General features: G+C 46.1%; 15 protein-coding genes. 11 read left to right on the top strand and 4 right to left on the bottom strand.

The genetic code is table 11. The annotated features are described in order from the left end of the window. Positions 1-26 precede the first annotated feature (26 nt). Both MHH50_RS27095 and MHH50_RS27090 read right to left on the bottom strand, forming a co-directional pair. Positions 27-1,019 carry a ketoacyl-ACP synthase III gene (locus MHH50_RS27095; RefSeq protein WP_076277142.1) on the bottom strand — a complete coding sequence of 331 codons (993 nt, stop codon included), beginning with the start codon at positions 1,017-1,019 and terminating at the stop codon, positions 27-29. Between the two features lie 10 nt (positions 1,020-1,029). Next, entirely contained in the window at positions 1,030-1,371 is a 342-nt protein-coding gene (locus MHH50_RS27090; RefSeq protein ID WP_076099934.1) for a hypothetical protein, read from the bottom strand. A gap of 297 nt (positions 1,372-1,668) precedes the next feature. Between MHH50_RS27090 and deoC the strand changes: the two genes are divergently transcribed. The 7 genes from deoC to MHH50_RS27055 all read left to right on the top strand — a co-directional run bounded on the left by deoC (position 1,669) and on the right by MHH50_RS27055 (position 11,268). Further along, the gene (gene deoC / locus MHH50_RS27085) at positions 1,669-2,346 is read left to right on the top strand and encodes a deoxyribose-phosphate aldolase (RefSeq protein ID WP_036680262.1); all 678 of its coding nucleotides are present in this window, start codon (positions 1,669-1,671) and stop codon (positions 2,344-2,346) included. 311 nt (positions 2,347-2,657) lie between these two features. Then, a complete protein-coding gene (locus MHH50_RS27080) occupies positions 2,658-3,950 on the top strand; it encodes a homocysteine synthase (RefSeq protein WP_036680260.1) in 1,293 nt (430 codons plus the stop codon). Between the two features lie 211 nt (positions 3,951-4,161). Continuing rightward, on the top strand, positions 4,162-5,232 hold the full coding sequence (locus MHH50_RS27075; RefSeq protein WP_076128725.1) for a hypothetical protein: 1,071 nt from the start codon (positions 4,162-4,164) through the stop codon (positions 5,230-5,232). 1,216 nt (positions 5,233-6,448) lie between these two features. Beyond that, positions 6,449-7,588 carry a 3-dehydroquinate synthase gene (gene aroB, locus MHH50_RS27070; protein ID WP_340033691.1) on the top strand — a complete coding sequence of 380 codons (1,140 nt, stop codon included), beginning with the start codon at positions 6,449-6,451 and terminating at the stop codon, positions 7,586-7,588. Positions 7,589-7,912: 324 nt separating this feature from the next. After that, entirely contained in the window at positions 7,913-9,877 is a 1,965-nt protein-coding gene (locus tag MHH50_RS27065; RefSeq protein ID WP_076280568.1) for a heavy metal translocating P-type ATPase, read from the top strand. A gap of 183 nt (positions 9,878-10,060) precedes the next feature. Further along, positions 10,061-11,002 carry a thioredoxin-disulfide reductase gene (trxB, locus tag MHH50_RS27060; protein WP_076128718.1) on the top strand — a complete coding sequence of 314 codons (942 nt, stop codon included), beginning with the start codon at positions 10,061-10,063 and terminating at the stop codon, positions 11,000-11,002. A 32-nt stretch (positions 11,003-11,034) separates the two neighbouring features. Further along, on the top strand, positions 11,035-11,268 hold the full coding sequence (locus MHH50_RS27055; protein WP_076128716.1) for a glutaredoxin family protein: 234 nt from the start codon (positions 11,035-11,037) through the stop codon (positions 11,266-11,268). 138 nt (positions 11,269-11,406) lie between these two features. On the opposite strand, the gene MHH50_RS27050 is transcribed toward MHH50_RS27055, so the two are convergent. Both MHH50_RS27050 and MHH50_RS27045 read right to left on the bottom strand, forming a co-directional pair. After that, on the bottom strand, positions 11,407-11,607 hold the full coding sequence (locus tag MHH50_RS27050; protein WP_036680251.1) for a hypothetical protein: 201 nt from the start codon (positions 11,605-11,607) through the stop codon (positions 11,407-11,409). Between the two features lie 192 nt (positions 11,608-11,799). Then, on the bottom strand, positions 11,800-12,960 hold the full coding sequence (locus tag MHH50_RS27045) for an ROK family transcriptional regulator (RefSeq protein WP_340033689.1): 1,161 nt from the start codon (positions 12,958-12,960) through the stop codon (positions 11,800-11,802). A gap of 268 nt (positions 12,961-13,228) precedes the next feature. Between MHH50_RS27045 and xylA the strand changes: the two genes are divergently transcribed. The 4 genes from xylA (at position 13,229) to MHH50_RS27025 (ending at position 19,771) form a co-directional block, all read left to right on the top strand. Continuing rightward, positions 13,229-14,545, top strand: a complete 1,317-nt coding sequence (gene xylA, locus MHH50_RS27040) for a xylose isomerase (RefSeq protein WP_340033687.1) — start codon at positions 13,229-13,231, stop codon at positions 14,543-14,545. 187 nt (positions 14,546-14,732) lie between these two features. Continuing rightward, positions 14,733-16,229 carry a xylulokinase gene (xylB, locus tag MHH50_RS27035; protein WP_076128710.1) on the top strand — a complete coding sequence of 499 codons (1,497 nt, stop codon included), beginning with the start codon at positions 14,733-14,735 and terminating at the stop codon, positions 16,227-16,229. 207 nt (positions 16,230-16,436) lie between these two features. Then, positions 16,437-18,224: a sensor histidine kinase gene (locus MHH50_RS27030; RefSeq protein ID WP_076128708.1), complete on the top strand. Its 1,788-nt coding sequence runs from the start codon at positions 16,437-16,439 to the stop codon at positions 18,222-18,224. After that, positions 18,221-19,771, top strand: a complete 1,551-nt coding sequence (locus tag MHH50_RS27025) for a response regulator transcription factor (RefSeq protein WP_076128706.1) — start codon at positions 18,221-18,223, stop codon at positions 19,769-19,771. The genes MHH50_RS27030 and MHH50_RS27025 overlap by 4 nt, the downstream gene beginning before the upstream one ends. Positions 19,772-19,817 lie beyond the last annotated feature (46 nt).

The following is a 19,817-nucleotide window of genomic DNA, read 5'->3' as shown; positions in this document are numbered from 1 at the left end:
CTATAGAAGTAGGGCTTTTTATGCTATTAATATTGATAAAGCATCGTAGGAATTTGCCAGCCAGCGCCAACTGACCAAAAGAAGACATAATCGCCACGTTTGATTCGTCCGTCCTCGACTCCGCGTTGAAAGGCGATAAAAGGACTGCTTGTGGCTGTGTAGCCGAACTCGTCGCCTACATAAATGAACTTTTCTGCGGTTAGCCCAAGTCCGATTTGGATGAGCTCGATATTTTTCAGTGAGAATTGTGAAAGGCAGAATGCAGAGATATCATCCGTAGTCAGACCGTTGCGTGAGAGAAGCTCCTTCATATCCGCTATAGCCGCATCCACACACACTGTACCGTCAAAAGGGGTCCACCGTATCCGAATCTGCTCTGGGGTCATACCCTCTTGATAAATATTCGACAGGCCGCAGGCCGGGAACATAATATTTTCGGAGCCTTCAGAATCGGTGTAATAAAGGGAATCTATGAAGCCTGCATGCTCACTGCTGCGCTCTAGAATCACTGCTGCTGCGGCGTCCCCAAAGTTAGGGTAAGTAATTTCATCATCTGTATTGCAGTTTACTGAGCTGTAGTCGCTTCCTACAACGAGTGCGTACCTGATGCTGGGATTGGCTTGCATATAACGACTTGTCTGCTCCACGGCGGAGACCATTCCTGCGCAGTTAGCATTGGAATCCTGCGTAATGGTCCGGTGTTTACCTTGAAGCATACGGTGTAGGAGAAGTGCATTGGTAGGATAGGTGTACTCTGGCGTCTGTGAAGCGAACATGATCATGTCCATATCCTCACCTTGCAAATTCGCTTCGCTAAGCACTTTTTGGGCAGCCTTTAATCCCATCGTCAGAGCATTTTCACCCTGTTCTTTTACGATGTATCTCCGGTCGCGACCCATGACTTCTAGGAATCGTTTGATGTCCTTGCCCATACTCTGAAAATGCTTCAGATAATATTCGTTATCTACGATATGCTCTGGGTGGTAATAAGCAGCTTGGCGAATCGCTATATGTCCCAAGTGGCGCCTCCTATGCTTCAATAATTTCGTAATTTTCTAATTTCGTTGCCCGTGCCACTCGGCTTAACTGCATTTTTAGGACAGGGCTTTTGGCAATAATAAAGGTTACTTTTTTAAATCCGGATTGTTTGTACAGTATGTAGCATTGCTCAAGCATGGGAAGTGTGTCCTTTGAGGATACATTCAATGTCTTGCAATCTAGGATGATCTCATATTGTTTCGGGTCGAATGCACTTATGATTTGGTTGTACTCATTAATGAAACGTCCTGCATCTTCTGGCGACATAGTTCCTTCCACTTGTACATTCAGTTTTTGATCGGCAGCATTTGTGGCGAAATTGAAGTTTCCCATTTTTGATTAATCTCCTCCTAAGTTTTATCTAAGAAAAATTTTGATGAATAGGATAAAAAAACCTATTTATCTAAGACTATTATCGTATTTTTAATTGGGAAAGTTTAGGGGATTAAACCTTTATTTTTTTAAAAAGATAATTTAGGGAATGATAGACTACTTAAAATCCATAAAATCTGCACAAATTAAGGTTTGAGGTAGGCATGCCCACCCTGTTTGCTTTGCAAAGCACAGTTCTATTGGTATGATTACAGAGATGAAAAAAACTACTATCCAAATCATGGAGGAATAATAAAAATGAGCGAAATTACACTATCGGGGATCATTGATCATACACTGCTTAAAGCAGATGCACGGAAAGAAGACATTATTAAATTGGCGGAGGAAGCTAAAACTTATAAGTTTGCTTCTGTTTGCGTAAACCCTGCTTGGGTAGCTACTGCCCATGAAGTGCTGAAAGATACGCCTGAGGTTAAAGTATGTACAGTAATCGGCTTTCCGCTGGGGTCATCGACAACAGAGAGCAAAGCATTCGAGACTACCGATGCTATCGCTAAAGGTGCAGGCGAGGTGGATATGGTCATCAATATCGGAGCATTAAAAGATGGCAACGATGAGCTGGTTAAACGTGATATTGCAGCTGTTGTAGATGCAGCGCGTGGCAAAGCCCTGACAAAAGTCATCATTGAGGCTTGTCTGTTAACGGAAGAAGAAAAAGTTCGTGCCTGCAAGCTATCTGTTGAGGCCGGAGCAGATTACGTAAAAACATCCACTGGATTCTCTACAGGCGGGGCAACGAAAGAAGATATCGCGCTTATGCGTGCTACAGTTGGACCTAATATCGGTGTAAAAGCTTCCGGTGGTGTACGTAGTGCAGAAGATGCACATGTAATGGTACAAGCAGGTGCAAGCCGTATTGGAACTAGTGGTGGTGTAGCGATTGCTAAAGGCGAAACAAGCCAAAGCAATTACTAAGCCGAAGGGCTGAATCGGAAGCGGCGAGTGAGGAGGACAAGCTCATTCGCCGCTGTCCTGATTCAAACTATTAACCGATCAGCTTGATTAGCGATTGTGTTTTATACATAAGGTTGAGGTTTTTATTAATTTATATTGAAAGCGTTATCCAGTAGGTAGAGGACACTAGCAGAAGCATTTGACCAAAGTACAATAATTCACACCGGAATAATGAGATTTTTTCCTTTTCAAATGACGTGGTTTGTGAGAGAATGGGTACAATTCAAAATTGTTAATCATTTCTATACTTAATTATAGGGGAGGAAATACCTATGTCAGAAGATCGCAAGCTGTCGTTTGAAACTTTGGCTGTCCATGCAGGCCAGGAAATTGATCCAACTACTTTCTCACGTGCTGTACCGCTTTATCAGACCACTTCCTACGGGTTCCGTGATGCTGATCATGCAGCGGATCTGTTCGCGCTTAAAGAATTCGGTAATATTTATACTCGGCTGATGAACCCAACTACGGATGTATTTGAACAGCGTGTGGCAGCACTTGAGGGCGGGGCAGGTGCGCTTGCTACAGCTTCCGGGGCAGCGGCTATTTCCTTTTCCATTCTAAATATTGCGGGCGCTGGGGATGAAATTGTATCTGCAGCAAGCCTATATGGCGGGACTTATAATCTATTTTCGACAACACTGCCTAAGCTTGGTATTAAGGTACATTTCGTAGATTCGGATAATCCTGAGAACTTCCGTGCTGCGATTACAGATAAGACCAAAGCCTTGTATGCAGAAACAATCGGCAACCCACAGGGGAATGTTCTGGATATTGCGGCAGTTGCAGCGATCGCCCATGAACATGGGATTCCTCTCATCGTAGACAATACGTTCCCAAGTCCATATTTATTGCGTCCGATTGAGCATGGCGCGGACATTGTTGTCCATTCGGCAACCAAATTCATCGGTGGACATGGTACATCCATTGGCGGGATTATTGTTGACGGCGGTAAATTTGATTGGAAGGCAAGCGGTAAATTCCCAGGTCTTACGGAGCCAGATCCAAGCTATCATGGAGTGGTTTATACGGAAGCGGTGGGCCCGATTGCTTATATTATTAAAGCCCGCGTTCAATTGCTTCGCGATTTAGGGGCGGCGATTTCACCGTTCAACTCTTGGATGCTGCTGCAAGGTCTGGAGACTCTTCATTTGCGGATGGAACGTCATAGCCAGAATGCGCTGAAGGTAGCGCAATATTTGGAGGCACATTCAGATGTGGAATGGGTAAGTTATTCGGGACTTCCTACGCATCCATCTCATGAATTAGCGCAAAAGTATTTGCCTAAAGGCCAAGGTGCGATCCTTACTTTTGGTATTAAAGGTGGAAGTGCTGCGGGACGTAAGCTGATTGAGAATGTGAAGCTGTTCTCTCATTTAGCGAATGTTGGGGATTCCAAGTCATTGATCATCCACCCAGCGAGCACAACTCATGCACAGCTGTCGGATGAGGAGCAAATCACAGCCGGAGTAACGCCGGAATTGCTGCGTTTGTCGATCGGGACGGAGTCCATTGATGATATTATCTATGATCTGGAGCAAGCTATTGCTGCCAGTCAACAATAGAAGTTTATATTTCGAAAAGCATTACTGCTCTGCGGTAATGCTTTTTTTGTTGCCTAAAAAAGTTGGAATATTCATCGGATTTGGCAACGCTTGCATATTTCAGGTGTGGCTCCCGTATTTATAAGTGAGGTAGGTAAATGAAATGTCGGTCGCTTATGTTATATAGCTTGGCATACCGGCATCAATCCAAAGATAAAGGGTGGGTGCGAGGATGAAGGGTGAACGTCAGCAGGATGGTTTGCGGAGTAGTGAAGAGCGCCCGTTCAAGTTCATGTATAAGGCTGGTGATCGGACTGTGGGAATGGAAATGAGCCAAGCTGGATCCGTAGCCTCCGCTGCCGCAGAATTTATCGCTGGAGTAGAGCAGAGGGATGTCATTGAGCCTTTGAAGCGGTCTTATTTTAAGCGGCCGGGGGAACCATCGACATTCCTAGTGCTGCGTGAAGGAAGAGAAGAACGTCTTGCTGGACGGGAAGGAACAAGGACTGTTCAAGCGGGCCCGTGTTTGATACGGAGTGAGGAATGGCTGCTGGAACCAGAGCTGTTCTGTCTTTATGAGAACTGGTTATCTAGCGAAGATGAACTCCAAACAGCGCGTATTCTGCAGCGAATCTCTTATCGTCTGCGTGCAGCTGTTGCCGAGCTGCTCGAATCGCCGGATGGCGAATGGGCAGCGGTCACCCTGCTGCATCCAGAGTCGCTTGCGGTGGCGCAGCCCGCCAAGCTTGCCGCGCTTCAGGACGCGCAGCTCGAAGCGCTGTTCGCTGCGGTGGCGGAGAGCCAGCGGCAAGGCGGCGATTGCCGCCTTGACCTGCTGGTCGCCTACACCGCAAGCGCAGCCGAATTCGCTGCAAAGCGCGAATTCATCGAAGACGTGGCCGATCAGACACTCGGCCACGCTTATGCGGCGGCATGCCGCATCGGGGCGCTGATCGCGCCCGATGTGGAGCCTGCCGCCGCTGCGGAAATCGCGCGTATCGCCGATTTCCTAGTGCTGGACGGCGCGGCGGGCGAACACGCGCCGGAAGAGACCGCCGCGGAGGAATTCGCCCTGGCGGCGGGGAAGATCTTTGCCGCCGTGACGAGCGTGAAGCCGGCGGCGGTGGTGCTCGCCGCGGGGACACCGGCGGCGTCGGCTTTGGCCGATCTGTATCAGATCGGGCTCAGCGGGATCTTTTGCAGCGCCGGTCAGCGGACCGAAGCGCTGCTGAGAGCGGCCTGCCTGATCTGGATCGCCAGGCAGCGAGAAACGCTGGATACTGCCGCCGGGGGAAGGCAGTAAGCTTTTTCTGATGAACGATACGGTGCAGTTCATATAAGAATCGAAAAAAGACCTCAGAGCAGCGATTATCCGGTTATCGGAGAATCGTTGCTTTTGTTTTTTTGTCGTTAGCTGCCTGCTTCAACAGCGTACATATATCCCTTTACTCAATCACTATACTCAACCACCGCACTTTAAACTAATCGTGCACCTCTGCACTTAAACTAATCAGCACTCAAACTAGGCACTAACCTCCGCACTCCTCACCCCCCGATGCTTAAGGACCCAGATGACGCTATTTGCCTGATTTTAGCTTTTTAAGCATGGTTTCGGACACCAGAGACACTATTCGTTAGGAAGAGGTACATATTTGGTGCTTTTCAGGTCAATAGCTGCAATGAGGTCCGTTAGAATACCAAATGTGTTTAAAACCAGCGATTAAGGTCAGCTGAGTCCGATAGTAGCTACATTCGCGAGCAACTTGCATCATACGTTCATCAATCGTGTCGTACTCATACTTTGCGCTCAACCTCCGTACTTAAACTAATCTGCACTCATGCTTTGGATGCAACCTCCGTACTCCCACCCTGTGCCCAGCCACCGCACTCAACCTCCGCACTTTAAACTAATCGTGCACCTCTGCACTTAAACTAATCAACACTCAAACTAGGCACTAACCTCCGCACTCCTCACCCCCCTGATGCTTAAGGACCCAGATGACGCTATTTGCCTGATTTTAGCTTTTTAAGCATGGTTTCGGACACCAGAGACACTATTCGTTAGGAAGAGGTACATATTTGGTTCTTTTCAGGTCAATAGCTGCAATGGAGTCCGTTAGAATACCAAATGTGTTTAAAATCAGCGATTAGGGTCAGCTGAGTCCGATAGTAGCAACATACGCGAGCAACTTGCATCATACGCTTATCAATCGTGTCGTATTCATGCTTTGCATTTAAACTCTGCACTTAACCTCTGCACTCCTCAACCCCCGATGCTTAAGGACCCAGATGACGCTATTTGCCTGATTTTAGCTTTTTAAGCGTAGTTTCGGACACCAGAGACGCTATTCGTTAGGAAGAGGTACATAATCCTTTCTACTATCACCAGTAGCTACAGACAACATTAGTTTTAGGACATCCACATACGTTTCCAGCTTCTCCTTACATTTTACATAAACAGGATAATGACAGTGAAGGCTCGAATTTTATTAGCATCTTGCTGAATAGGGGTGCTGTAGATGTCTACAAATTTTAGAGTTGGCCTGCGAAAGGTCGTAGATCATTCTTACGATATTGAGATTGGGGAAGGTCTTTTTGGCGCTCTGATCGAGGATTTGAAACATGGAATTGTCGAGAATGTAAGCAAATTCGCGATTATTACAGATTCAAAAGTTGAAGCCCTGTATGGACAAGCCTTGCTGGAACAACTGCATCAGAATGATTTTCAAGCGGAGTTATTTTCTTTCCCTGCTGGAGAGAAGTCTAAAACCCGAGAAACGAAGGCACAGCTGGAGGACCGGCTATTAAGCCGTTCTTACGGACGAGATTGCTGTATCCTTGCCATAGGAGGTGGAGCGGTAACGGATTTGGCAGGTTTTTTGGCTGGAACATTTGGTCGGGGAGTGCCAAGTTTGAACTATGCAACTACCCTTTTAGCAGCAGCGGATGCTTCAATTGGTGGTAAAACGGGCGTGAATACACCAGTTGCAACCAATCTAATTGGTGTTTTTCATCAGCCTAAAAAGGTCTACATTGACCTAGCCACTTGGAGAACGCTTCCGGTACGTGAGCTTCGTAGTGGGTTGGCTGAAACAATCAAACATGCCTGCATCGCGGATGCTGATTTTTTTGAGTTTCTTGAACAGAATATGGAGCGAGTGGTCTCCTCAGAAGGCGAACTTGTATTAGATCGAGAGGTTTGCGAACGGATTGCTTTTCATAATTGTGAGATCAAGTATAGCGTGGTGGAAAAGGATGAACTGGAGAGCAACCTGCGCCAAATTCTAAATCTGGGGCATACTGCTGGCCGGGCGTTAGAGGCATTAAGTGGTTATGAATTATTACATGGTGAGGCTATTGCGATTGGACTCGCCGTTCAGGTGCAGCTGGCAGAGCAGTTGGGGTATGTAACGGCTGACCAAACTCAGCGTGTGATTGCTTTGTTGAAGAAGGCGGGACTTCCGACTGAAATACCAGCAACCATTACAAATAGAATGCTGATTGATAAGATGTATACGGATAAAAAGGTTCGCAAAGGGCGTATACGGTTTGTGTTCCAAGCTGGAATTGGAGCGATGAAGTCTTTTGAAGGTGGAGCTTATTCGACGCCAGTCGAAGAGCAAGTCCTATCCGAGCTTTTAAATAAAATACGCAGCTAAGAGAGGAAAACGTTAGTTTAAATTTATGACAAATAGCCTAGAAGGTAGGGTTTACTTTTTCGTTCAAGGTGGTATTATTAAAATATAAGTTGCACTAAGGAAATATATTTGTACTGTTGCAACAATGATTATCATTCTCACTACTCATAGTTATCATTCATGCTGTCCCGGCTAAGCCGGGGCAGCATGTGTCATTTTAGGGGTCTTAAGAATGGCTCTCATTATCATTTAGACAAAACAAAACGTATGCTCCCGAAGCAAGTTTTGTTGCGAAGAGAAGTCAATGAAGTAATCCTACACAAAACTTTCAGGATGGTGATTATTATGCAAGCAACATCAAAACATTTACCCCAGCAAACCTCAATCTCCGGCAGCATGAAGAAACCAGGCGCTCCAAAACGCCGGTTCGATCTGAGAGCCATGCTCAGCAACTCCGAGATGCAGGCTGCGCTTGGCAGCGGAGTACTTATGCTTTTTGCTTGGGCTATGGGCAGCTGGTCAGAAGTTTTCTCTATAGTACTTTATGTTATTTCGTATACCATTGGTGGCTGGAACAAAGCCAAAGAAGGCGTTGAGACGCTCGTCAAAGAACGTGATCTCGATGTGAACCTGCTGATGATTGCGGCCGCACTAGGCGCAGCTACCATTGGGTACTGGAATGAAGGTGCTATGCTCATCTTTATTTTTGCGCTTAGTGGAGCTTTAGAGAGCTATACGATGGAACGGAGTAAGAAGGATATTTCCTCACTTATGGCCTTGAAACCTGCCACAGCCATGCGGATTGAGAAAGGAAGCATGAACGAGGTAGCTATCGATCAGTTAGTAATTGGAGATCTGTTGCTTGTACGTCCAGGGGATCTTATTCCTGCAGATGGCAAAGTGTACAGAGGAGAATCGGCAGTAGATCAGGCTTCCATTACAGGAGAGTCAGTGCCTGTTGAAAAATGTGCCGGTAGCGAAGTATTCGCAGGTACGGTCAATGGAGAAGGTCCGCTTTATATTGAAGTAACGAAATCAGCAGAGAACACACTTTTTTCCAAGATCATTAAGATGGTAGAAGAAGCAGAGACGGATGTTCCGAACTCACAGCGATTCATTAAAAGACTGGAAGCCATCTATGCACGGGTAGTCGTTGCCTCGACTGTGGCTCTTATTTTCCTTCCACCCTTTTTGCTGGACTGGAGCTGGAGCGCAACCTTTTATAAAGCGATGGTTTTTCTTGTAGTAGCCTCGCCTTGTGCGTTGGTCTCATCGATTATGCCTGCGATGCTGTCGGCCATTTCCAAAAGTGCGCGAAAAGGGATTTTATTTAAAGGAGGGGTCCACCTCGAAAATATGGCTCGGACCTCTGTTGTAGCTTTTGATAAGACAGGGACCCTTACAGAGGGAACTCCGCAGGTGACAGACTTTATTGCAGCTGAAGGCTACAACCGGGAAGAATTACTGGCGATTAGCGCATCCATTGAGCATATGTCACGCCATCCATTGGCGGAAGCCATTGTGCGTAAAGCTGAGGAAGAATATCTGGAGCTGCGGGGAGTGCAGGAAAGTAAAACCATCACTGGCTGGGGAATTGAAGGTCAAGTTGACGGGCATCTCTGGAAAATTGGAAAGTCCAATTTACTGGATGAGCTGATTTCATCTGCGATGAACTCTGAGCTTGCATTCTGGAGAACTAAACGGCAGCAGTTGGCGGAAGAGGGGAAGACTGTCTCCATTATTTTGGACGGTGAGCATATTGCAGGTATGATTGCATTGCAGGATACAGTTCGCCCACAAGCAGAAGCCGCAGTGCGGAAGCTGCAGGAGCTGGGGATTAAAGTGGCTATGCTTACGGGTGACCGGGAAGCTACAGCAAAAGTTATTGCGGCTTCAACCGGAGTAGATTTAGTATTTGCCGACCTTTTACCAGAGGATAAAGTAAAGCATATTAAGGCGCTTCGTGAAGAGCACGGTAATGTTGTGATGGTGGGTGACGGTGTGAATGATGCGCCTGCTCTGGCTACAGCGACTGTTGGCATGGGTATGGGCATGAAAGGCAGTGGTGCAGCGCTTGAGATCGCCGATGTAGTGCTTATGAATGATAATATTGAAGAGATCGCCTCGACCATTTCATTGGCACGGCGCTCACAGCGTATTGTGAAGCAAAATATGATTTTTGCTGTAACAGTAATCGCGGTTCTGATGATCAGTAACTTTGTGCAGGGCATCGCCCTTCCTTTTGGCGTGATCGGTCATGAAGGCAGTACGATATTGGTTATTCTTAATGGGCTGCGATTGTTGCGGTAAGAGGTCAGTGATGTTACTGTGTATTATTTATTGCCAAAAATTAAATTGTTCACAAATGATTTTTCCCTGAGGGAGTCTGGCTTATTGACATTTTTGCTTTCAGTTAGCATAATTAAGACTACATTATAATTATTTTAAATAAGAAGCGACGTCACTGCCGTCTAACTCAAGGAGGATATAGATATGTATAAATCAATAATTGTTGGAACCGGACCGGCGGGGTTGACTGCTGCTATCTACTTGGCTCGTGCCAATTTGAACCCACTAGTAATCGAAGGACCTCAACCTGGCGGACAATTGACCACCACTACAGAAGTGGAGAATTTCCCGGGATTTCCTGATGGAATTATGGGTCCAGACTTAATGGATAATATGCGTAAACAAGCTGAACGTTTTGGTGCGGAATTCCGTACGGGTTGGGTGAACAGTGTAGAACTTGGAGAGCGTCCTTTTAAGCTTAATGTTGAAGGATTGGGTGTTCTTACGACGGATACCCTGATCATTTCGACTGGCGCTACGGCAAAATACCTCGGTATCCCAGGCGAGCAGGATAATGTGGGACGCGGTGTAAGCACCTGTGCTACCTGTGATGGATTCTTCTTCCGTAATAAAGAGATCGTGGTTGTTGGCGGTGGAGATTCTGCGCTTGAGGAAGCGGGTTTCTTGACTCGTTTTGCCTCCAAAGTAACGCTGGTACACCGTCGTGAAGAGCTACGTGCTTCCAAGATCATGCAGGATCGCGTTCGCGATAATGTTAAAGTAGCTTGGAGCCTGAATCGTACTCCTCTGGAAGTAACTTCTGGAGACAAAGGCGTGAGTGGACTAAAAGTGCTGAACAATGAGACCGGACAAGAAGAAATCATTGAAGCAAGCGGAGTGTTTGTGGCGATTGGCCACCATCCTAACACTGCATTTTTGGGTGGACAAATCACAACTAATACTGAAGGTTATATCATGACTAACCCAGGTACTTCTGAAACTAATATCCCAGGCGTATTCGCTTGTGGTGATGTGCAGGATACCCGTTATAGACAAGCAATTACAGCAGCAGGCAGTGGATGTATGGCAGCTATGGATGCTGAGAAATACATTGAAAGTCTGGAACATAGCGCGGTTATTCTGTAACATAACTGTAATCTTCCATAGGAGGTCTAATGATGGAAAATGTAATTGTATATACATCAACAAATTGTCCACATTGCCGTCAGGTGAAGAGCTTTTTGAGTGAAAAAGGCGTAGCCTATGAAGAGCGTAATATTGAGCAGAATGATGATTACGCGCAGCAGGTTTGGGATATGGGAATGAGAGCTGTTCCTGTAACTGTAATTGGTGAGCACAAAATCGTGGGGATGAATAAAACTCAGTTCGACAAAGCATTGGCGACTGTTTAATTAAATATATTTCTGTGAGGAAATTGCAAAAGGTCGCTTCCATTTTGGAGGTGATCTTTTTGTGGTCTAAGTATACAAAAATAGCCTGACGCTAATATGCGGAGGCTATTTTTTATGATGTAAATCGCAAAGTTCAATTTAAGCTTGAGTGAAAGAGGTAATGATCTGAAATAGGACGTATACAGCAACACCGCTGCCGATCAGAATGAACCCTGATTTCTTTTTGGCTTGAAAAAAACGGAGCACACCGAGACTGATCAAAGGGGCAATAATGAGCAGAAAAAGCAACACAGTGATGAACATCTGTGCCGAGATATCAGACGTATCAACATAGGTCATGGACTCGCTCTCCATTTCAAAAAAGGGGTTGTAGTGATAAATGTCACACTAACTTATCCTTTATTATATAGGATTTAAGTTGCTTTTACTGCACTTTTGATCCACCTAAATGCGGCAATTTTACGTCAATTCTATCCGCTCTTGAATTTCACCCGTGAAACTGTCCCGCAAAACGTTGTCCATTAGACTACATTAAACGGTCACCCGAATATCGCCTAGAAAATGCATAACTGCAGAGAACCCCGCGCCTATCATCGTGCCTCGGCTGCCCAGCTTGGAGAAGGTAATCTCGAGCTGCTGCTTATGATAAGGAAGTGTACGCTCGGCTACAACCCGGCGAAGGGGCTTCCCTAACCAGGCTTCTGCTTCGGATAAGGCTCCACCGATGACAATCAGCTCTGGATTAAAGCTATTGATTAGATTCGTTACTCCGATGCCGAGATATTCACCTATAGATGAGAAGTGGTGCAAGGCGTCTTCTTGTCCAGCGGCTGCATAACGGACCAGTTCTTGTGTGGTATGAGCAGGGAGGGAGAACTCGGAATGGTCATAGGTTTTCTCCGAGGCATATAGCTCCCAACAGCCACGGCTCCCACAACTGCACGGCTTGCCTTGTGCTTCAATCGTCATATGTCCGGTCTCGCCGGCATATCCTCTTGCACCTTTGTACAGCTCTCCGCCAATAATAATACCGGATCCGATCCCTGAACCCGCACTGATATAGAGCAGATGTCTAACATCTTTTGCCGCCCCAAAGTTCAGTTCACCTTGTGCACCTGCGTTAGCTTCGTTATCAATAGTGACTGGAACCGCGAATTCCGCCTCCAAAATACCCCGCAGGTCGACCATTTCCCAGCCAAGGTTGGGAGCAAAAAGAACAACCCCGTTCTCATCCACCATCCCGGGGACACCTACTCCGATGCCGACGATACCGTATGGGGATTCAGGTGCTTTATCAATCAAGTCTGAAATTGTTTTTTTCATCCGTTCCAGTACATAAGGCAGAGCATGATTGTCCAGGGAGAAATCGCTTTCGAAAAGAATGCCACCACTTAAATCACATAAGACGGCTGTCAGTTGCTTCACCCGTAGCTCTATACCGATTACACTGCCGGCCATGCTGTTAAAATGCAGCATTAGCGGCTTACGTCCGCCACTGGATTGACCTGGTCCAACTTCAGTCACTAATTCTTGAGCGCATAGCTCAGCCACCAGATTGGATACGGTAGCTTTATTCAGTCCGGTCATCTCTGAAACCTTGGCGCGCGAGAGCGGAGAGTTCCTTCGAATAGTATGTAGTACGATCGATTTATTGATTTTTTTGACCAGCGCCTGATCTCCGGTAACCTTCACGAATCACACATCCTTTTTAGCATAGTTCCCTTTTGTTGTATGCCACTTAGTCTAGAGTGATGTGCTGGAAATTGCAATACATCGGCAGAAAAGAGGAAATCTATGTTTGTTGAATTTTTTGAATATTAAACGGATAGGCAAGGGAGACTTAAAGAGGCGGAAATTTTATAAAAAAACTTTGTTTAACCAATATACAAAGTCAAAAAGATGTGTTAAGATGATGCTGTAAACGCTTGCTAGCGTAGCACAATATGAGGAGGATTACACAATGGCTTATTTTGAGACAGTGAACAAAATCTCTTACGAGGGAAGCCGTTCCACCAACCCTTATGCATTTAAATTCTACAATCCTAAAGAAGTCGTAGCCGGCAAAAGTATGGAGGAACATCTGAAATTTGCAATGGCTTATTGGCATACATTAACTGCTGGCGGTTCTGATCCGTTTGGCGCTGAAACTGCAATTCGCAGCTGGGACAAATTGAGTGGTCTTGATAAAGCTAAAGCTCGCGCTGAAGCAGCATTCGAATTTATGGACAAGATGGATCTGCCTTACTTCTGCTTCCATGATGTAGATATCGCACCAGAAGGCGCATCTTTGCGTGAGTTCTACAGCAACATCGACACTATTGTTGATATCCTTGAACAAGGCATGAAGACTTCCGGCAAGAAATTGCTGTGGAATACAGCTAATATGTTCACTAACCCGCGTTATATGCACGGTGCAGGTTCTACACCTAACGCTGATGTTTTCGCACATGCAGCAGCACAAGTGAAGAAAGGTCTGGAAGTTGGTAAACGTCTGGGCGCAAGCAACTATGTATTCTGGGGCGGCCGTGAAGGTTACGAAGAATTGCTGAATACAGATATGGGTCTTGAACAAGATAACATTGCACGTCTGTTCAGCATGGCTGTAGATTACGCTAAGGAAATTGGTTTTGATGGTCAATTCCTGATCGAACCTAAACCAAAAGAGCCTACTAAACATCAATATGATTTCGATGCAGCAACAACAATTTCGTTCTTGCAAAAATACAACCTCGATAAGCACTTCAAGCTGAACCTTGAAGCTAACCACGCTACGCTTGCAGGTCATACTTTTGAACATGAACTTCGTGTAGCTCGTATTAATGGCATGCTTGGATCACTTGACGCTAACCAAGGGGATACACTGCTTGGTTGGGATACTGATGAATTCCCAGTAAACATCTACGATGCAACACTTACTCTTTATGAAGTATTGAAGAATGACGGTCTTGGCAAAGGCGGAATTAACTTCGACGCTAAAGTACGTCGTCCTTCCTTCGAGCCACAAGATCTGTTCTTGGCACACATCGCTGGTATGGATACTTACGCAAAAGGCTTGAAAGTTGCTGCTAAATTGATCGAAGATCGCGTATTCGAAGATTTCATTGACAAACGCTACAGCAGCTTCACAGAAGGCGTTGGTGCAGACATCGTTTCCGGTAAAGCAACATTGGCTTCTTTGGCTGAATATGCTTTGAACAATGAGAACCCACGTCCTAACCAATCCGGACGTCAAGAATACCTGAGAGCTACCCTTAACCAATACATCTTGGCTGAGTAGTCCTTATAGGGAGCTTGAAGCTTAGGCTTTGAGTCGAGTTTGAACAAATGCAACGGGGGTTGCTGAAGAGAGCATTCTTCGGCAGCCCCCTTTTTGTAGTAAAAACTAAGCAAGATGCTTACGAAGTAAGTTTTGCTCGAAGTAATTCAATGAAGTCTATGCTAACAAAACTTTTAGGAGGTCAAAAATGAAATACGTTATAGGTGTTGATTTGGGGACTAGTGCAGTGAAGACTGTTCTAGTGGACCCGCAGGGGAAGGTGGCTTTTGAGCATTCCGAGTCCTACCCGCTAAGCAGACCCCAACCGAACTGGAGTGAGCAAAATCCTGAAGATTGGGTAAAGGGCACGCTGGTCAGCCTGCGCCGTCTGATTGAAGTATCAGGCATAGACCCTTCTCAAGTAGACGGTCTAAGTTTCTCCGGACAAATGCACGGATTGGTACTGGTAGATAAAGAAGGGCAAGTGCTGCGTCCAGCTATTCTTTGGAATGATACCCGTACTACTGCACAATGCCGTAAGATTGAGAAGACGCTTGGAACGAAGTTGATCGATATCGCCAGAAACAAAGCATTGGAAGGTTTTACACTGCCTAAGATTCTGTGGGTTCAAGAGAATGAACCAGAAGTATTATCACAGGCGCATCAGTTCCTGCTGCCAAAAGATTATGTTCGTTATCGGTTGACGGGTGATTATGCAATGGATTACTCCGATGCTGCCGGAACGTTGCTATTGGATGTAGGTTCTAAAGAATGGAGTGCAGAAATCGCAGAGGCTTTTGAACTTCCGCTTTCTCTTTGTCCTAGATTGGTAGAATCCTTTGAACAGACTGGAACTTTATTGCCGGACATTGCTGAAGCGTCAGGTCTTTTATCTTCAACGAAGGTATTTGCTGGTGGTGCAGATAATGCTTGTGGCGCGCTCGGAGCAGGTGTATTGGGAGAAGGCCGGACCATGTGCAGTATTGGTACATCTGGTGTAGTTCTTTCTTATGAGAGCAATAAAGATTTGAATCTCGAAGGCAAAGTCCATTTCTTTAACCATGGTGAAAAAGATGCCTACTATATTATGGGGGTTACACTAGCTGCTGGTCATAGCCTTACGTGGTTCAAAGAAACCTTTGCGGCGGACAAAAGCTTTGATGAGCTGTTAAGCGGAGTTTCCTCTATTCCAGCTGGCAGCGGAGGCCTGTTATTCACACCTTATATTGTAGGAGAACGTACACCACATCCAGATGCGAATATTCGCGGAAGCTTTATTGGTATGGATTCAGGGCATACGTTGACGCATTTTACACGTGCAGTATTAGAAGGCATTACCTTCTCACTGCGTGAATCCATTGAGATTGTACGTGAGTCAGGCAAAGAGATTACAGAGATCATTGCAATTGGTGGTGGAGCTAAAAATGAGGCTTGGCTGCAAATGCAGGCTGATATTTTCAATGCATCCATCGTGAAGCTGGAAAGTGAACAGGGTCCGGCAATGGGAGCAGCTATGCTGGCGGCTTATGGAAGCGGATGGTTCACATCCCTTGCGGAATGTGCAGAAGCGTTTATCCGTCCTGCTGATGTTTATAAACCAGATCCGAAACAAACGGCAATCTATGACGGTCTATTCAACCTCTATCAGGAAGTTTATGGCCAGACCCGCGAATTGAATAACAAGCTGGCTGCATATCGCCAATAAAACGCCATTTATCAATCTGTCTGATATAAAAGAGGTCTTTCGCATCTGGCGGAAGGCCTTTTTAAAGACCATCTTCTTTATAGAGGTGATGAACGGCAATATTCAAAAATGTTGCCGTTTTCATTTTTCTTCTGTAAAGTATGGAATATCTCCAAGGTAGTGGCAGCCTGTACATGAGATAGTGAAGGTTTCGGGGGGCGAAAGGCCATGTTTCAATGGTTTGTTAAGGTGCTGAATGACATCAAAATCCGCAATAAGCTGCTGCTTGCTTTTTTACTGACTACACTTTTACCGGTATTACTGGTAGGTGGTTATCTTACGATTGAGATGAGGACCATGGCGTTTGAGAACGCACTGGAGCAAGCTTCAATTAACGTAGATCGGGTAAAAAAAAGAACAGAAGAAGTCATCGGTGTATCGCAAGATATAGCGTATCGATTGTCCAATGATGCCCGGCTGAAAAAACTCGCCATACGCCAGTATGTAAGCACTTATGATGTGGTTGAGGCTTATCGGGATTACACTGATATGCGTGAATACCTAAGATTATATAAAGACATATCCAACATACGTTTATACACTGATAATGCTACGCTGCTTAACAACTGGGAGCTGATCAATCCTTCGTCTGCCATTAAGGAGAGCCAGTGGTATCAGAGAGCACAGCGGTACGATAGCCTCGTCGGTTGGGAATATATAGAGGATGAGCGTGATCAGCGGAATTATTTAAGTCTTGTCCGCAAAATCGAGCTGGAGGGCTCCAGTAAAATTGGCGTGCTCGTTATTAATGTAAACAGTCACCAGCTAACCTCAATTCTGAGCCAGGAATCATTTGATACCATGATCGTGGATGATCAGGATAATATCATTGCTGCGAACCGGAGCGATCGGACAGGAAAGAAACTGGCAGATGTTTCTTTTGATACAAAGCTTTTGGGGCAAGGAAGCGGGAGCTATGAGGCAGAAGTAGATGGTGAAGCCTCCAAAATAGTGATAGAAGAACTTAAACCACAAGCCAGCCGTAACGCCCTGCGAATTATTTCTGTTTTTTCTATTGATAGTATAGTCAAAGAACCTAATCGGGTGATTAAGCTTTCGATTACCGTGATTGCCGTAAGCGTTTTATTGGCCTTTTTAATCATATATAGTTTCTCTTCATTATTTTCACGTCGATTATTGCAGTTAAGCAGACATATTAACCGCGTTAGTACGGGTGATTTTGACACTTCATTAAAAATTGATGGCAAAGATGAAATTGCCCTGTTAGCTCGTCAGTTCAATTCTATGGTACGGAGTATTAACGATTTGATGTACGAGGTACAGGAATCTAATGACCAGAACAGCCTGCTGGAACAGAAACAGAATGATATCCGTTTTAAAATGCTGGCAAGCCAGATCAATCCTCATTTCTTGTTCAATGCGCTGGAATCTATTCGTATGGAGGCCCATATGAAAGGGCAAGTGGAGATTGCACGGGTAGTGCGTCTTCTTGGCAAAATGATGCGCAGTAATCTGGAGGTAGGCCGAAGTAAAATTTTGCTTAGCCAGGAGCTTGAAGTGGTTCGTTGTTATTTGGATATTCAGCAATTCCGTTATGAGGATCGTTTGAAATATCAATTTATTGTAGACCCTGCCGTCGAATCACTCTACATCCCGCCGCTTATTGTGCAGCCGCTTGTGGAAAATGCGGTGATTCATGGGTTAGACAACACGATGGATGGAGCAATGGTTACGGTGAATATCAAGCGTGAGCAGAATCATGCGGTCTTTACCATTACCGATAATGGAGCCGGGATCACTCCGGACAAGCTGGAGCAGATCCGTTATACCCTTGAGGTTCGTGATGAGCAGGAAGAGGCACGGATCGGGCTGCGCAATGTACACGACCGTTTGAAGTTATCCTACGGTGTTGAATATGGACTGAATATCGAAAGCCGGATGAATGAAGGAACATCTATTACGTTTCGTATTCCAATGGAGGACATAAATCTATGATCAAAGTATTGATTGTTGATGATGAGCCAAAGCTGCGGGAAGGCCTTCGGGCTCTAATCCCTTGGGAAGAGCTAGGGTATACGGTGGTGGCTACGGCCGCCAACGGCTTGCAAGCTCAGGAGAAATATCATATTTTTTATCCGGAACTGATTGTGGTGGATATCCGCATGCCTGGTATGGACGGGCTGGAGTTAATCGGTGAGCTGCGCGAGGAAGGCTCGACCAGCCATGTGCTAATTTTAAGTGGTCATGCGGATTTTGAGTATGCTAAACGAGCCATTTCTTACCGCATTGACGGCTATTTACTGAAGCCGGTGGATGAGGAAGAGCTAATCAACTATTTGGAGGAACTCAGAGTCACGATCGCTCAGGAAGATCGCTTTAGCCGCTGGAATGAAGAGGAGCCTGCCCGTAATCGCGAAAGCCTGCTGCGTACATTGCTGCAGCCTTCAACAGCGGAGGAGGGGGAGAATGATCCTGCTAAGCAGGCGGCAGCACTGGGTCTTAAATCAGACCATGTCGAAGTGATCCTACTCGAATTACTCGCGCCTGCGGGCGGCAGTGAGGAAGGGGAGCGGGCCGTTAAGGCCGCGGTAGAACAGTATTTTGGCAGCAGTGAAGAGCGGATGTTTTTCACGATGCCGCCATATATTGGATTCCTGCTGCAAGAGCCGCTGCCAGGAAAGCAGGAACAGGAGCGGCTGATGGAAGAGCTTGCTTCCTTAATTTGCCGCGAGGGATACAACTTCAGCGCAGCAACGGGAGGCCCTGTAGCTGGACCAGAAGAGGCGGCACAGTCTTTTCAAGTGGCGCGTGAACTGCTGCGCCGGGCATTCTTTTACCGCAAAGGGATTCTGATCAGCGCCGATCTCTCCGGTATGTTGTTTCCTGGAGTGGCGGAGGCGTACACCGAAGAAGGGCAGGATGCGGAGAGCCGCCTAATGCTTGCTGTTGAAACCGGAAGCCGCGCGGCCATTGAACCGCTGGTGGATACGATCTGTGCGGAGCTACTGGCTGCGGGCAGTGAGGAGCAGCAGATCAAAGATACATTTGTGCGGATTCTCAGTACGGTGTTGGCCCGTCTCGAACCGGTCTATCCAGAGATTCGCAGCAATGCCGCTAAGCATTCCCCGCCGATCGGTGAGCTCTACCATAGTCATTATCTGGCAGACCTGCAAGAGCAGGCCGTCAATTTCATGGCGGAGATCGCCGATCAAATGTCCAGTGGCAGCAAAGGGAATGAGATCAAAAAAATTACGGAGCTAATCAACCGCCGTTACAATGAGAACCTTAAGCTTGAGACCTTATCCGAGTTATTTAATTACAACAGCGCATATCTAGGTAAAATGTTCAAGAACACTACCGGGGAATACTTCAATACGTATGTGGACAAAGTGCGGATTGAGAAGGCGAAGCAATTCCTTGCGCAAGGCATGAAAGTATATGAGGTGGCCGAGAAAGTTGGGTACATGAACCCCGATTACTTCAACGCCAAGTTCCGTAAATATGTAGGACTCTCCCCAAGTTCTTTTCGCAAAAACATCTAAAATAGAAGCCCAAAAAGCCACAGTTGCAGTTCAGGTATAACCTGAG

Source organism: Paenibacillus sp. FSL H3-0302, assembly GCF_037982245.1.
GTDB lineage: Bacteria > Bacillota > Bacilli > Paenibacillales > Paenibacillaceae > Paenibacillus_AQ > Paenibacillus_AQ odorifer.
This window is presented reverse-complemented; position numbering and strand designations above follow the sequence as displayed.

Bases quoted from the DNA above. Each gene is read 5' to 3' on its own strand.
- deoC (WP_036680262.1), top strand. From the start codon at position 1,669: ATGAGCGAAATTACACTATCGGGGATCATTGATCATACACTGCTTAAA.
- MHH50_RS27030 (WP_076128708.1), top strand. From the start codon at position 16,437: ATGTTTCAATGGTTTGTTAAGGTGCTGAATGACATCAAAATCCGCAAT.
- trxB (WP_076128718.1), top strand. From the start codon at position 10,061: ATGTATAAATCAATAATTGTTGGAACCGGACCGGCGGGGTTGACTGCT.
- MHH50_RS27055 (WP_076128716.1), top strand. From the start codon at position 11,035: ATGGAAAATGTAATTGTATATACATCAACAAATTGTCCACATTGCCGT.
- MHH50_RS27075 (WP_076128725.1), top strand. From the start codon at position 4,162: ATGAAGGGTGAACGTCAGCAGGATGGTTTGCGGAGTAGTGAAGAGCGC.
- xylB (WP_076128710.1), top strand. From the start codon at position 14,733: ATGAAATACGTTATAGGTGTTGATTTGGGGACTAGTGCAGTGAAGACT.
- MHH50_RS27065 (WP_076280568.1), top strand. From the start codon at position 7,913: ATGCAAGCAACATCAAAACATTTACCCCAGCAAACCTCAATCTCCGGC.
- MHH50_RS27025 (WP_076128706.1), top strand. From the start codon at position 18,221: ATGATCAAAGTATTGATTGTTGATGATGAGCCAAAGCTGCGGGAAGGC.
- MHH50_RS27080 (WP_036680260.1), top strand. From the start codon at position 2,658: ATGTCAGAAGATCGCAAGCTGTCGTTTGAAACTTTGGCTGTCCATGCA.
- xylA (WP_340033687.1), top strand. From the start codon at position 13,229: ATGGCTTATTTTGAGACAGTGAACAAAATCTCTTACGAGGGAAGCCGT.
- MHH50_RS27090 (WP_076099934.1), bottom strand. From the start codon at position 1,371: ATGGGAAACTTCAATTTCGCCACAAATGCTGCCGATCAAAAACTGAAT.
- aroB (WP_340033691.1), top strand. From the start codon at position 6,449: ATGTCTACAAATTTTAGAGTTGGCCTGCGAAAGGTCGTAGATCATTCT.
- MHH50_RS27050 (WP_036680251.1), bottom strand. From the start codon at position 11,607: ATGACCTATGTTGATACGTCTGATATCTCGGCACAGATGTTCATCACT.